We start from the raw sequence: 15077 nt of genomic DNA, 5'->3' as shown, positions 1-15077 counted from the left end.
AACGCGTCCCGCCTCGACCTAATTCGACCGAACCGAGTATTGGACAGAGAGCGACGCCGATGGCGAAGGAAAAATTTGAGCGCAACAAGCCGCACGTTAACATTGGCACGATTGGCCACGTTGACCACGGCAAGACGACGCTGACCGCAGCAATCACCATGACGCTGGCTGAAACCGGCGGTGCGACTGCAAAAGCTTACGACGAAATCGACGGCGCGCCTGAAGAAAAGGCTCGCGGCATCACCATCTCCACGGCCCACGTTGAGTATGAGACGGAAAACCGTCACTACGCTCACGTCGACTGCCCTGGTCACGCCGACTACGTCAAGAACATGATCACCGGTGCAGCGCAGATGGACGGCGCGATCCTGGTGTGTTCTGCCGCTGACGGCCCGATGCCGCAGACCCGTGAACACATCCTCCTGGCTCGCCAGGTTGGTGTTCCGGCTCTGGTCGTGTTCATGAACAAGGTTGACCAGGTCGACGACGAAGAGCTTCTCGAGCTCGTCGAAATGGAAATCCGCGAACTGCTGTCTTCCTACGAATTCCCGGGCGACGACATTCCGATCGTCAAGGGTTCTGCGCTGGCAGCCGTTGAAAACCGCGATCCGGCCATCGGCCGCGATGCGATCCGCGAGCTGATGGCTCAGGTCGACGCCTACATCCCGACCCCGGAGCGTCCGAAGGACCTTCCGTTCCTGATGCCGATCGAAGACGTCTTCTCGATCTCCGGCCGTGGTACGGTTGTGACCGGTCGTGTTGAACGCGGCATCGTCAAGGTTGGCGAAGAAGTCGAAATCGTCGGCATCAAGGACACGCAGAAGACCACGGTCACCGGCGTTGAAATGTTCCGCAAGCTGCTGGACAGCGGCGAAGCAGGCGACAACATCGGCGCTCTGATCCGCGGTATCGCACGTGAAGACGTTGAGCGTGGCCAGGTTCTTTGCAAGCCGGGTACTGTTACCCCGCACACGAAGTTCAAGGCCGAGGCTTACATCCTCACGAAAGAAGAAGGTGGTCGTCACACCCCGTTCTTCACCAACTACCGCCCGCAGTTCTACTTCCGTACGACGGACGTGACCGGTGTGGTGTCCCTGCCGGAAGGCACGGAAATGGTGATGCCGGGCGACAACGTCTCCGTCGAGGTTGAGCTGATCGTGCCGATCGCCATGGAAGAAGGCCTGCGCTTCGCTATCCGCGAAGGTGGCCGTACCGTCGGCGCCGGCGTCGTCGCATCCATCATCGAATAAGATGAAATCGGCCTGCCGGGCCTTGTGCCCGGCAGGACCACCTCTTAAGTCTTGCGATGTGCGGCTTCAGAGGGTATCAGGAGCAAGTTCGTTCAGGCGGACTTCTGAAGGGGTATAGCTCAGCTGGTAGAGCGACGGTCTCCAAAACCGTAGGTCGCGGGTTCGAACCCTGCTGCCCCTGCCAATTTGCTCTTGATTAATCAGCCTCGAGGGCTTAAAGAGTTTCCTCGAGTGAGGCGCGCGAAGTTTTTCGCGCGCCCACTCGTATTTAACAGACCGGAATCGGAATGGCGAAGACCAATCCCTTTAAATTCATCCAGGAAGTACGTGCGGAAACGTCCAAGGTCACTTGGCCGACGCGCAAGGAAACGGCGGTAACCACCGTGATGGTCTTCATCATGGTCGTGATCGCTGCGATCTTTTTTCTCGTGGCAGATCAGTTGATGGGCTTCGGGATCGGCTATCTTCTGGGTGTCGGCGGTTAATTTCAGGCAGCCGCCCGGGCGATTGTCCGGTTTGAAGACAAAGAACAAGAAACGGAACTGAGATCCATGGCCAAGCGCTGGTACATTGTGCACGCCTACTCCAATTTCGAGAAGAAGGTCGCCGAGTCCATTCGCGAAAAGGCCGAGCAGAAGGGTTTGTCCGATCTGTTCGAGGAAATTCTCGTTCCGATGGAAAAGGTCGTTGAAGTGCGCCGTGGCCGCAAGGTTGACGCCGAGCGCAAGTTCTTCCCGGGTTATGTCCTGGTGAAGATGGAAATGACCAACGAGGCGTTTCACCTGATCAAGGATACGCCGAAGGTAACCGGGTTCCTGGGCGCGGATCAAAAGCCGATGCCGATCCCGGAAAAAGAAGCAATGCGCATCATCAACCAGGTTCAGGAAGGCGTTGACCGGCCGAAGCCGTCCGTGACTTTCGAGGTTGGCGAGCAGGTGCGTGTTTCCGATGGCCCGTTTGCGTCCTTCTCCGGCCTTGTCGAGGAAGTCGACGACGAGCGTGCACGTCTCAAGGTGGCTGTGTCCATCTTCGGCCGCGCGACGCCGGTGGAACTGGAATTCGGTCAGGTCGACAAGCTCTGATCGTTTGCTGCCCCGAGGGGTGGCTTGAGAGCCCGGTTGCGGTGTCCGGTGGGATGCGGTTTCCGGGATGAAAGGGTGGAAGGTTCTGGAGCTCTTCGCCGGGTTCCGCAAAAGGACCGGACCACCAACTCCCAAGCAGCCGGAGAGCCATCCGGCTGTATATGACTGGAGAGAAACATGGCGAAAAAAATTGAAGGTTTCCTGAAGCTTCAGGTACCGGCAGGTTCCGCTACCCCGTCGCCGCCCATTGGTCCGGCGCTCGGTCAGCGTGGTCTGAACATCATGGAATTCTGCAAAGCGTTCAATGCCGCTACGCAGGATGCTGAAAAGGGCGCTCCGTGCCCGACCGTGATTACTTACTACTCCGACAAGTCCTTCACGTTCGAAGTGAAGACGGCTCCGGTCAGCTTCTTCCTGAAGAAAGCTGCGAAGCTGCAGAAGGGCTCCCAGACCCCGGGCCGTGGCACGGTCGGTTCTGTGACCAAGGCTCAGGTGAAGGAAATCGCCGAAGCCAAGATGAAGGACCTGAATGCCAACGACGTCGAAGCAGCGATGCTGATGGTCGAAGGCTCCGCCCGGTCCATGGGCCTCGAGGTAACGGAGTAAGATCATGGCGAAGGTTGGAAAGCGTATCAAGTCAGCGCGTGAAGGTATCGACCGCAACAAGCTGTATTCCCTGAACGAAGCCATCGGTCTCGTGAAGGACCGTTCCAAGACCAAGTTCGACGAAACCGTTGAAGTTGCGATCAATCTCGGTGTTGACCCGCGCCATGCAGACCAGATGGTCCGCGGCGTGTGCATCCTGCCGAACGGCACCGGCAAGACCGTTCGTGTTGCCGTGTTCGCACGTGGCGACAAGGCCGAGGAAGCCAAGGCAGCCGGCGCAGACATCGTCGGTGCGGAAGAGCTGGTCCAGGAAGTTCAGGGCGGCAAGATCGACTTCGATCGCTGCATTGCAACTCCGGACATGATGCCGCTCGTCGGCCGTCTCGGTAAGGTTCTCGGCCCGCGCGGCCTGATGCCGAACCCGAAAGTCGGCACCGTGACCCCGGACGTGAAGTCCGCCGTCAACGACGCCAAGGGTGGTGCTGTTCAGTTCCGCGTCGAAAAGGCCGGTATCGTTCATGCCGGCGTCGGCAAGGTGTCCTTCTCCGAAGAAGCGATCACCGAGAACGTCAGGGCTCTTCTGGACGCTGTCCAGAAAGCCAAGCCGTCCGGCGCAAAAGGCACCTACCTGAAGCGCATTGCCGTGTCCTCCACGATGGGCCCGGGCGTAAAGGTCGACCTCGCCACTGTTGCTGGCGAATAATCCGGGCTTTCCGGATTGATACGAGATTTCGGCTGAAAGGCCGAATAGACCCGGCGGCTTGCTGCCGGGTTGCCCTGTCCGAGACTGCAGGTGCCGGGAAACCGGCTTAAGCCGAACAAGGCCTGCATAGATGGGTGAGAACCGATTTTACCACCGATCCGGTGGAAAACTTGGTTCGAACCAGACCTTGCCGGGCGCCTGAGGGCGCGCAGGTGAGGGGACAGGACCCTGAGCGTCGCCAGGAGAGGCGGTTCCGGGTTCGGGACCAACCGCCAGGCGGCAAGGTAAACCGGCGGCGTCACAGCCGCCAAATGGAGAAGGCAAGTGGAAAGAGCGGAAAAGCACGAGTTCGTGTCGGCCCTCAACGCCGAGCTGGGTAACACCGGTGTTGTCGTCGTCGCGCACTATGCAGGCCTTTCGGTAGCTCAGATGACCGCATTGCGGGCATCCGTGCGCGAAGCCGGCGGCACTGTAAAAGTCGCAAAAAACCGCCTTGTCAAACTCGCCCTTCAAGGCACCGACCTTGAGCACATCTCCGACCTGTTTCAGGGCCCGACCGTTATCGTCCATTCCGACGATCCGGTAGCCGCTCCGAAAGCAGCCGTCGATTTCGCCAAGGCAAACGATAAGTTTGAAATCCTTGGTGGTGCTCTTGGCTCGACCAACCTGAACCCGGATGGGGTCAAGTCTCTGGCAACCATGCCGTCGCTCGATGAGCTGCGTGCGAAACTGGTTGGCATGATCCAGACTCCGGCTTCCCGGATTGCACAGGTTGTCAACGCTCCGGCCGGGCAGCTTGCCCGCGTCTTCGGCGCTTACGCCAAGAAGGACGAGGCCGCATAAGGCGTCCAAAACACACTGTCTCACGTAACCAAAACTGGTTCGAACTTAAGGTACTGAAAAATGGCTGATCTCGAAAAGCTCGTTGACGAACTGTCCGCACTGACCGTTATGGAAGCTGCTGAACTCAGCAAGCTTCTGGAAGAAAAGTGGGGCGTTTCTGCTGCTGCTCCGGTCGCAGTTGCTGCCGTTGCTGCTGGTGGTGGCGATGCGGCTGCTGCTGAAGAAAAGACCGAATTTGACGTGATCCTGGCTTCTGCCGGCGACAAGAAAATCAACGTCATCAAGGAAGTCCGCGCAATCACCGGTCTTGGCCTGAAAGAAGCTAAGGAGCTCGTCGAAGGCGCTCCGAAGCCGGTCAAGGAAGGCGTTGGCAAAGACGAAGCAGAAGAGCTGAAGAAGAAGCTCGAAGAAGCTGGCGCATCTGTCGAGCTGAAGTAATAAAGGCCTTACGGCCTTTCGAACGGTCCCGGGTAACCGGGACCGTTACTAGCCCCGGCGGGATTTTCCCGTTTCCGGGGCAAACGTACCACTAGGGCATCCTGCTTTCGCAAGACGGCAGACCAAGATGTTCTAGGCCCCTAAGACCGGTCAACTTGTCTGGTTTCAGGTGAGGGCACCTGAAGCAGGTTGATCCAGGGGGGACGGTTTTCCGAAGCGCCCGGGCGCTCGCCCGATTGGAAAAGGGGCGTTTCGGGAAGCCGTTACCCGGCCGATACGAGGAGCGACAATGACCCAAACGTTCAACGGTCGCAAAAAGGTCCGTAAATATTTCGGATCGATCCGCGATGTCGCGGCTATGCCTAATCTCATCGAGGTTCAAAAAGCATCCTATGACCAGTTTCTGCAGGTCGATGAGATGCCGGGCGGTGGCCGCAAGAATGAAGGCCTTGAAGCGGTCTTCCAGTCCGTATTTCCGATCTCCGATTTTGCGGGCACTTCCCTTCTGGAATTTGTTTCCTACGAATTTGAAGCTCCAAAATACGACGTCGACGAGTGCCGCCAGCGCGACATGACCTTTGCAGCACCGCTGAAGGTCACCCTGCGCCTGATCGTATTCGACGTTGATGAAGACACCGGTGCGAAGTCCGTCAAAGACATCAAGGAACAGGATGTCTACATGGGCGACATGCCGTTCATGACCGACAACGGCACCTTCATCGTCAACGGCACCGAGCGCGTCATCGTTTCCCAGATGCACCGTTCTCCCGGTGTGTTCTTCGACCATGACAAGGGCAAGACCCATTCTTCCGGCAAGCTGCTGTTCGCAGCACGTGTGATCCCGTATCGCGGTTCCTGGCTCGACATCGAGTTCGACGCCAAGGACATCGTGCATGCGCGTATCGACCGTCGCCGCAAGATCCCGGTTACGTCCCTGCTGATGGCGCTTGGCCTCGATGGCGAGGAAATCCTCAACACGTTCTACAAACGCATCGATTACACCCGTCAGAAGGATGGCTCCTGGCGCATGCCGTTCGATGGCGCCCGGCTGAAGGGCACCAAGGCGTCCTACGACCTGATCGACGCCGACAGCGGTGAAGTGGTGATCGAAGGTGGTCGCAAGATCACCCAGCGCACCATCAAGCAGCTCGAGGAAAAGGGCGTCACTGCTCTGAAAGTGACCGACGAAGACCTTCACGGCCAGTATCTGGCAGAAGACATCGTCGACATGAAGAGCGGCGAGATCTACGCCGAGGCAGGCGACGAGATTTCCGGCAAGCTGCTGGAAGAGCTGGTCGACCGCGGGTACCACGACCTGACGATGCTCGACATCGACCACGTCAACACCGGTCCGTACATCCGTAACACGCTGTCGGTCGACAAGAACGAATCCCGTGAGGATGCGCTGTTCGACATCTACCGCGTGATGCGTCCGGGCGAGCCGCCCACCATCGACACTGCCGAAGCGATGTTCCAGTCGCTGTTCTTCGATGAAGAACGCTACGATCTGTCCGCCGTTGGCCGCGTGAAGATGAACATGCGTCTCGACGTGGAGTGTGCCGACACAGTCCGCACGCTGCGCAAGGACGACATTCTTGAAGTCATCCGGGTTCTTCTGGAACTGCGTGACGGCAAGGGCGAAATCGACGACATCGACAACCTCGGCAACCGCCGTGTTCGTTCTGTCGGCGAGCTGATGGAAAATCAGTACCGCGTCGGTCTTCTGCGTATGGAACGCGCGATCAAGGAACGCATGAGCTCCGTCGAAATCGACACGGTCATGCCGCAGGATCTGATCAACGCGAAGCCGGCTGCCGCTGCCGTTCGTGAGTTCTTCGGTTCCTCGCAGCTCTCGCAGTTCATGGACCAGACCAACCCGCTGTCGGAAGTCACCCACAAGCGCCGCCTGTCGGCTCTTGGACCGGGCGGTCTGACCCGTGAACGCGCAGGCTTCGAAGTCCGCGACGTTCACCCGACGCACTATGGCCGTATCTGCCCGATTGAAACGCCGGAAGGCCCGAACATCGGTCTGATCAACTCCCTGGCGACCTTCGCCCGTGTGAACAAGTACGGCTTCATCGAAAGCCCGTACCGCAAGGTGAAAGACGGCACCGTTACCAACGAAGTCGTCTATCTTTCCGCCATGGAAGAAGCCAAGCACTACGTGGCCCAGTCAAACGCCGTCTATGACGACGAAGGCCGGTTCACGGAAGAGCTGATCACCTGCCGTCACGCCGGTGAAAACATGATGGTTCCGTCCGACAAGGTCGACCTCATGGACGTGTCGCCGAAGCAGCTCGTGTCCGTCGCGGCCGCGCTCATTCCGTTCCTTGAGAACGATGACGCCAACCGCGCTCTGATGGGCTCGAACATGCAGCGTCAGGCTGTTCCGCTGGTTCGTGCCGAGGCACCGTTCGTCGGTACCGGCATGGAGCCGATCGTGGCCCGCGATTCCGGCGCTGCCATCGGTGCCCGCCGCGCAGGCATCGTCGATCAGGTGGATGCGACCCGTATCGTTATCCGCGCGACCGAAGACCTCGATCCGGGCAAGTCCGGCGTCGACATCTACCGTCTGCAGAAGTTCCAGCGGTCCAACCAGAACACCTGCATCAACCAGCGTCCGCTGGTGCGTGTCGGTGACCGGATCCACAAGGGCGACATCATTGCCGACGGTCCGTCGACCGATCTTGGCGATCTGGCGCTTGGCCGGAACGTGCTCGTCGCGTTCATGCCCTGGAACGGCTACAACTTCGAGGATTCCATCCTCCTGTCTGAACGGATCGTCTCCGACGACGTGTTCACCTCCATTCACCTCGAGGAATTCGAAGTGATGGCCCGTGACACCAAGCTTGGACCGGAAGAAATCACGCGCGACATTCCGAACGTTTCGGAAGAAGCTCTGAAGAACCTCGATGAAGCCGGTATCGTCTACATCGGTGCCGAACTGAACCCGGGCGATATTCTGGTCGGCAAGATCACGCCGAAGGGCGAAAGCCCGATGACGCCGGAAGAAAAGCTTCTGCGCGCCATCTTCGGCGAAAAGGCGTCCGACGTTCGCGACACCTCCCTGCGCCTGCCGCCGGGGGTTTCGGGTACCGTTGTCGAAGTGCGCGTCTTCAACCGCCACGGTGTTGAAAAAGACGAACGCGCGATGGCGATCGAGCGTGAGGAAATCGAGCGTCTTGCAAAAGACCGCGATGACGAACAGGCGATCCTCGACCGCAACGTCTATGGCCGTCTGGCCGAGATGCTGATGGACAAGACCGCCATTGCCGGCCCGAAGGGCTTCAAGAAGGACACGGTACTGACCGGGGACGTACTCAACGACTTCCCGCGCTCGCAGTGGTGGCAGTTTGCCACCGAAGACGAGAAGTTCATGTCCGAGATCGAAGCTCTGCGCGGTCAGTATGACGACAGCCGCAAGCGTCTCGAGCAGCGTTTCATCGACAAGGTCGAGAAACTGCAGCGCGGTGACGAACTGCCGCCGGGCGTCATGAAGATGGTCAAGGTCTTCGTTGCCGTGAAACGCAAGCTTCAGCCGGGCGACAAGATGGCCGGCCGTCACGGCAACAAGGGCGTGGTCTCCAAGATCAACCCGTGCGAAGACATGCCGTTCCTGGAAGACGGCACGCATGTCGATATCGTGCTCAACCCGCTCGGCGTTCCGTCGCGCATGAACGTCGGTCAGATCCTTGAAACCCACCTGGGTTGGGCCTGCCGCGGCATGGGTAACCGGATCGGCGAAATGTACGATGAGTACAGGAAGTCGGGCGAGATCGAGCAGCTGCGCGGCAAGATTGTCGAGATCTACGGCGACAACATGAAGGGCGACAACGTCAAGGAATACGATGACGAAGGTATCGTACGCCTGGCAGAGCAGCTGAAGAAAGGCGTCAGCATCGCGACGCCGGTCTTCGACGGTGCTCGTGAACCCGATGTCGTCGAGGCGCTCAACATCGCCGGCTACGATCCGAGCGGCCAGTCCGTTCTGTACGATGGCCGGACCGGTGAAGAGTTCGACCGCAAGGTGACCGTGGGCTACATCTACATGCTGAAGCTCCACCACCTGGTCGACGACAAGATCCATGCCCGTTCGATTGGCCCGTACTCGCTCGTCACCCAGCAGCCGCTCGGTGGCAAGGCACAGTTCGGTGGCCAGCGCTTCGGGGAAATGGAGGTCTGGGCGCTTGAAGCTTACGGTGCGGCCTACACGCTGCAGGAAATGCTCACCGTCAAGTCGGATGACGTTGCCGGCCGTACGAAGGTCTATGAGGCCATCGTTCGTGGCGACGACACCTTCGAGGCAGGCATTCCGGAAAGCTTCAACGTGCTTGTGAAGGAAATGCGGTCCCTGGGTCTCAACGTTGAACTGCAACGAACCGATGTCCCCGTGATCGGCGAGGAAGAAACTGCGGACGCCGCAGAATAACCCCGCCAACGGACCACAAATGACTTGGAATGCCGGTTGCGGGGAGGGGCGCAAGAGCTCGCTCCCCCACCGCGCATCGAAGGAGATGGATCATGAATCATGAGGTCATGAACCTGTTCAATCAGCAGGCTCCCGCACAGACCTTCGACAATATCCGGATTTCGCTTGCGAGCCCGGAAAAGATCTTGTCCTGGTCTTTCGGCGAAATCAAAAAGCCGGAGACCATCAACTACCGTACGTTCAAGCCTGAACGCGACGGTCTGTTCTGCGCGCGTATCTTTGGCCCGATCAAGGACTACGAATGTCTTTGCGGCAAATACAAGCGCATGAAATACAAAGGCGTCATCTGCGAAAAGTGTGGCGTTGAAGTCACCCTGTCGCGGGTTCGCCGTGAACGCATGGGCCACATCGAACTGGCTGCGCCGGTTGCGCACATCTGGTTCCTGAAGTCCCTGCCGAGCCGTATCGGCCTTCTGCTCGACATGACGCTGAAGGATCTGGAACGGGTTCTGTATTTCGAGAACTACGTGGTTCTCGAGCCGGGTCTGACCCCGCTCAAGCAACACCAGCTTCTGTCTGAAGAAGACTTCATCGCTGCTCAGGACGAGTATGGCGAAGATGCATTCACCGCGATGATCGGTGCTGAAGCGATCCGCGAGATCCTGATGAGCATGGATCTGGTGCGCGAGAGCGAGAAGCTGCGTCAGGAGATCGCCGAGGCGACCACCGAACTGAAGCCGAAGAAGCTTGCCAAGCGTCTGAAGGTCATTGAAGCATTCATGGAGTCGGGCAACCGCCCGGAATGGATGATCATGACCGTCGTTCCGGTGATCCCGCCGGATCTGCGTCCGCTGGTTCCGCTCGACGGCGGCCGGTTCGCGACGTCAGATCTGAACGATCTCTATCGCCGCGTGATCAACCGTAACAACCGCCTGCGCCGCCTGATGGAACTGCGTGCTCCGGATATCATCATCCGGAACGAAAAGCGCATGCTTCAGGAATCCGTTGACGCCCTGTTCGACAACGGCCGCCGCGGCCGCGTCATCACCGGCGCCAACAAGCGTCCGCTGAAGTCGCTGTCCGACATGCTGAAGGGCAAGCAGGGCCGGTTCCGTCAGAACCTGCTCGGCAAGCGCGTCGACTATTCCGGCCGTTCGGTTATTACCGTGGGTCCGGAACTGAAGCTGCACCAGTGCGGCTTGCCGAAGAAGATGGCGCTTGAGCTGTTCAAGCCGTTCATCTATTCGCGCCTCGACGCCAAGGGCTTCTCGTCCACCGTGAAGCAGGCCAAGAAGCTGGTTGAAAAGGAACGTCCGGAAGTCTGGGACATCCTCGACGAAGTCATTCGTGAGCACCCGGTTCTGCTGAACCGCGCGCCGACGCTGCACCGTCTTGGTATCCAGGCGTTCGAACCGACCCTGATCGAAGGCAAGGCCATCCAGCTTCACCCGCTCGTCTGCTCGGCCTTCAATGCCGACTTCGACGGTGACCAGATGGCTGTTCACGTACCGCTGTCGCTGGAAGCCCAGCTCGAAGCACGTACGCTGATGATGTCGACCAACAACATTCTGCACCCGGCAAACGGTGGCCCGATCATCGTTCCGTCGCAGGATATCGTTCTGGGTCTCTACTATCTGTCCATCATGGCAGAAGGTGAGCCGGGCGAAGGCATGGTCTTCGGCAACACCGGCGAGATCCACCACGCGCTGGCCAACAAGGTCATCACGCTGCACACGAAGATCAAGGGCCGTTTCCGCTCCATCGACGCCGATGGAAACGAGACTTCCGAGATCAACGAGACCACTCCGGGCCGCATGCTTATCGCGGAGCTTCTGCCGAAGCACCACGAAGTGCCGTTCGAGGTCTGCAACAAGCTGATGACCAAGAAGGACATCTCCAAGATGATCGACACGGTTTACCGTGCCTGCGGTCAGAAGGAGACGGTTATCTTCTGTGACCGGATCATGCAGCTTGGCTTCAAGAACGCCTGTAACGCCGGCATCTCCTTCGGCATGGATGACATGGTCATTCCGGACACCAAGCAGAAGCTGGTGGCCGAGACCTCGTCGCTCGCAACCGAATACGAGCAGCAGTACAACGACGGTCTGATCACCCAGGGCGAGAAGTACAACAAGGTCGTTGACGCCTGGGCGAAATGTACCGACAAGATTGCTGACGAGATGATGGCCCGCATTAAGGCGGTCCAGATCGATGAAGAGACCGGACGCCAGAAGCCGATGAACTCGGTTTACATGATGTCCCACTCAGGTGCCCGTGGTTCGCCCCAGCAGATGAAGCAGCTGGCCGGCATGCGTGGCCTCATGGCCAAGCCGGACGGTTCCATCATCGAGAACCCGATCATCTCGAACTTCAAGGAAGGCCTGTCGGTTCTGGAGTACTTCAACTCCACCCACGGTGCCCGTAAGGGTCTGGCCGATACCGCACTGAAGACCGCGAACTCCGGTTACCTGACCCGCCGTCTGGTGGACGTTGCCCAGGACTCCATTATCCTGGAACCGGATTGCGGATCCACGCGCGGCATCACCGTTGCACCGATCGTCGATGCCGGTAACGTCATCGCCTCGCTCGGCATGCGCGTTCTGGGCCGGACGACTGCGGAAGATGTCTACAACAACCAGACCGGCGAACTGCTTGTCCCCAAGGGCACGCTGATCGACGAGAAGGACGTTGATGCCATAGAGGCCGCCAAGGTTCAGCAGATCAAGATCCGTTCGGTTCTGACCTGTGAAACCGAGACCGGCGTGTGCGCAACCTGCTACGGCCGTGACCTTGCTCGCGGTACGCCCGTGAACATGGGTGAAGCTGTCGGCGTCATCGCCGCACAGTCCATCGGTGAGCCGGGCACGCAGCTGACCATGCGTACCTTCCACATCGGTGGTACCGCACAGGTTGTCGACAGCTCGTTCATCGAGTCCAACGTCGACGGCACGGTGAAGATCCGGAACCGTTCGGTCAATCGCGACAGCGACGGCAACCTGATTGCCATGGTCCGCAACATGTCCATCGTTGTCATCGACAGCGACGGCAACGAGCGTGCCGTGCATCGTGTGGCCTACGGCTCCAAGCTGCATGTCGATGAAGGCGATGCGGTCAAGCGCGGTCAGCGGATTGCCGAGTGGGATCCCTATACCCGTCCGATGCTTGCAGAAGTCGACGGTATCGTGGACTTCGAGGATCTGGTCGATGGTGCGTCCGTTCAGGAAACGGCCGACGAGGCAACCGGTATCACCAAGCGTGTCGTCATCGACTGGCGCTCTTCGCAGCGTGGTCAGGATCTGAAGCCGGCTATCGTCGTGAAGGACGAAAAAGGCATCATTTCCAAGACCGACCGTGGGTCCGATGCCCGCCTGATGCTTTCCGTGGACGCGATTCTCTCCGTCCAGCCGGGAGCTTCGGTCAAGGCAGGTGACGTTCTGGCCCGTATCCCGCTGGAAAGCGCCAAGACCAAGGACATCACCGGTGGTCTGCCGCGTGTTGCGGAACTGTTCGAGGCTCGTCGTCCGAAGGATCATGCGATCATCGCCGAAATCGATGGTACGATCCGCTTCGGCCGCGACTACAAGAACAAGCGCCGCGTCATCATCGAGCCGGCGGAAGAAGGTGTCGAGCCCGTCGAATACCTCATCCCGAAAGGCAAGCACTTCCATCTTCAGGAAGGCGATGCCATCGAAAAGGGTGAGTACATTCTCGACGGTAACCCGGCTCCGCACGACATCCTGGCCGTTAAAGGCGTGGAGGCCCTGGCGGCTTACCTCGTCAACGAAATCCAGGAAGTCTACCGCCTGCAGGGCGTGACCATCAACGACAAGCACATTGAAGTGATTGTCCGCCAGATGCTGCAGAAGGTCGAAATCACCGATCCGGGCGACACGGAGTTCTTCGCAGGCGAACAGATCGACAAGATCGACTTCGAGGAAGCCAACCGCCGGGCGATCGACAATGCACGCGATCCTGCAAAGGGGACGCCGGTTCTGCTCGGCATCACCAAGGCGTCGCTGCAGACGCGGTCGTTCTTCTCCGCCGCCTCCTTCCAGGAGACGACGCGCGTTCTTACCGACGCGGCCGTCAACGGCAAGACCGACCCGCTGGTCGGCCTCAAGGAGAACGTCATCGTGGGGCGTCTGATCCCGGCCGGTACCGGTGGGGTGATGAAGCGGATCCGTCAGATCGCGACCCATCGCGACGACCTGATCCAGGAAGCACAGCGTCAGCAGTCCTCGGACAGCGCTGCGGAAGGCCTTCTGGAAGATATGACCGGCGCAGCCGAATAATCGGTTTGCCGAATAGCTATCGAAAGGCCGCCCTCGGGCGGCCTTTCTTGTATAATGAGGCAAAAGAGGCCTGATCTTATGAACGACAATGAACTTGAACTGGATCCGGTGGTCTACATCGTCATTGGCAGGGTCTGGGAAAACGAAGAGGCTTTGCCGGACGATGCCATCACCATTCACGCGCTGCTGACCGCGCCGGATGATGACGATGCGGTACGCAAGACGCTGGAGGCTCTGTCGGCCCAGGGATTTGCGGAAGCCGAACTCGATCAGATCGGGGTGATGGATGGTGAACCGGACGACCCGGTGTACGAGGGCGCTTATCAGGATGCTCTTTCCGGCAATGTTGCCATCGTGACCTTCACGGCCTGACCGGCTTGAAAGGGCCAGGTCTTGAAGCTGCCCGCCAAATACCTGCCGTGCGTCTGGCGCATAGCGAAGGCGAGGGCGGCGGCGGCTAGCGAATCCAGGCAGCCTTCCTCAACGACATGTCTGGAATCAGCCGGTGAATCAACGGGCTAAAGTGCCAGGCAAAACGGGAGCGCGGGATCGAGTGACCCGATTTGACTCATTCCGGTCAGACTTGATTCAGAATTCCGCCGGCTTGCGGAATCGCGCCACGCAATAAAATTACCGAAAAGCGGTAGAAACCTATTGAATGGCGCCGATAAGTGGCGGGATTCGTTTCGGAAATTCAGATGGCTAAGCTGTAACCCGCACAAACGCTGTTTTTTCGACAAAGCACTTGACGCAATGGGTGCATATGAGTAGTTTCCGCGCATCCCAAGGGCAGGCGGTAAGTGCGAACCCGTCCAGCGCCACCAAGGCGCAGGACCCAGTCCTCTTAAACGCTGCCGGGTTATATAGGCGAATACGCGTCGATTGCATGACCGCGGGGCAACTCGTGGTCCTCTGGTTTTTCGCAGCGCCTGCCGCTCTTCACTGAGCGCGCGGGCGCGATTTTGCATGTCTTTACGGGTCAAACCGGAAAGAGATCAAAATCAGCGGAGGACTGCAGTTGCATACGAATTTTTGGATGGACAAGGTAAAGGGCAAAGAATGCCGACCATCAACCAGTTGATCCGCAAGCCGCGGAAAGATCCGCCGAAGCGGAACAAGGTGCCGGCCATGGAGGCCTGCCCCCAGAAGCGTGGTGTTTGCACCCGCGTTTACACGACGACGCCGAAGAAGCCGAACTCGGCTCTGCGTAAGGTGGCCAAGATCCGCCTGACCAACGGCTTCGAAGTCATTGGCTACATCCCGGGTGAAGGTCACAACCTTCAGGAACACTCGGTGGTGATGATCCGCGGCGGCCGCGTGAAGGATTTGCCGGGTGTGCGCTACCACATCATCCGTGGTGTGCTCGATACCCAGGGCGTCAAGGATCGTAAGCAACGCCGTTCGAAGTACGGCGCGAAGCGGCCGAAGTAAGGA

General features: G+C 59.0%; 11 protein-coding genes and 1 tRNA gene. All 12 read left to right on the top strand.

Annotated elements, in window-relative coordinates:
* The first annotated feature begins 59 nt into the window (after positions 1-59).
* Positions 60-1250, top strand: coding sequence for an elongation factor Tu (gene tuf, locus SIAM614_RS17285; RefSeq protein ID WP_006936456.1), 1191 nt, complete (start codon positions 60-62; stop codon positions 1248-1250).
* Between the two features lie 108 nt (positions 1251-1358).
* Positions 1359-1434 (top strand) — tRNA-Trp (locus SIAM614_RS17280).
* A gap of 103 nt (positions 1435-1537) precedes the next feature.
* Positions 1538-1735, top strand: coding sequence for a preprotein translocase subunit SecE (gene secE / locus SIAM614_RS17275; RefSeq protein WP_006936470.1), 198 nt, complete (start codon positions 1538-1540; stop codon positions 1733-1735).
* Between the two features lie 66 nt (positions 1736-1801).
* A complete protein-coding gene (nusG, locus tag SIAM614_RS17270) occupies positions 1802-2332 on the top strand; it encodes a transcription termination/antitermination protein NusG (RefSeq protein ID WP_006936469.1) in 531 nt (176 codons plus the stop codon).
* A 177-nt stretch (positions 2333-2509) separates the two neighbouring features.
* Entirely contained in the window at positions 2510-2938 is a 429-nt protein-coding gene (gene rplK, locus SIAM614_RS17265) for a 50S ribosomal protein L11 (RefSeq protein WP_006936468.1), read from the top strand.
* Positions 2939-2942: 4 nt separating this feature from the next.
* Complete coding sequence (rplA, locus tag SIAM614_RS17260) at positions 2943-3641, top strand: 50S ribosomal protein L1 (protein WP_006936467.1); 699 nt, start codon at positions 2943-2945, stop codon at positions 3639-3641.
* A gap of 324 nt (positions 3642-3965) precedes the next feature.
* Positions 3966-4484 (top strand): 50S ribosomal protein L10, encoded by a 519-nt coding sequence (gene rplJ, locus SIAM614_RS17255; protein ID WP_006936466.1) that lies wholly within the window; start codon positions 3966-3968, stop codon positions 4482-4484.
* A gap of 60 nt (positions 4485-4544) precedes the next feature.
* Positions 4545-4922 carry a 50S ribosomal protein L7/L12 gene (gene rplL / locus SIAM614_RS17250; RefSeq protein WP_006936464.1) on the top strand — a complete coding sequence of 126 codons (378 nt, stop codon included), beginning with the start codon at positions 4545-4547 and terminating at the stop codon, positions 4920-4922.
* A gap of 289 nt (positions 4923-5211) precedes the next feature.
* Entirely contained in the window at positions 5212-9351 is a 4140-nt protein-coding gene (gene rpoB, locus SIAM614_RS17245) for a DNA-directed RNA polymerase subunit beta (protein WP_006936463.1), read from the top strand.
* A gap of 92 nt (positions 9352-9443) precedes the next feature.
* Positions 9444-13643: a DNA-directed RNA polymerase subunit beta' gene (gene rpoC, locus SIAM614_RS17240; RefSeq protein WP_006936462.1), complete on the top strand. Its 4200-nt coding sequence runs from the start codon at positions 9444-9446 to the stop codon at positions 13641-13643.
* 78 nt (positions 13644-13721) lie between these two features.
* A complete protein-coding gene (locus tag SIAM614_RS17235; protein ID WP_006936461.1) occupies positions 13722-14015 on the top strand; it encodes a hypothetical protein in 294 nt (97 codons plus the stop codon).
* Positions 14016-14702: 687 nt separating this feature from the next.
* Positions 14703-15074: a 30S ribosomal protein S12 gene (gene rpsL / locus SIAM614_RS17230; RefSeq protein ID WP_006936459.1), complete on the top strand. Its 372-nt coding sequence runs from the start codon at positions 14703-14705 to the stop codon at positions 15072-15074.
* Positions 15075-15077: the final 3 nt, after the last annotated feature.

Source organism: Roseibium aggregatum IAM 12614 (assembly GCF_000168975.1).
In the GTDB taxonomy this organism is placed as follows: Bacteria; Pseudomonadota; Alphaproteobacteria; order Rhizobiales; family Stappiaceae; genus Roseibium; species Roseibium aggregatum.
This window is presented reverse-complemented; position numbering and strand designations above follow the sequence as displayed.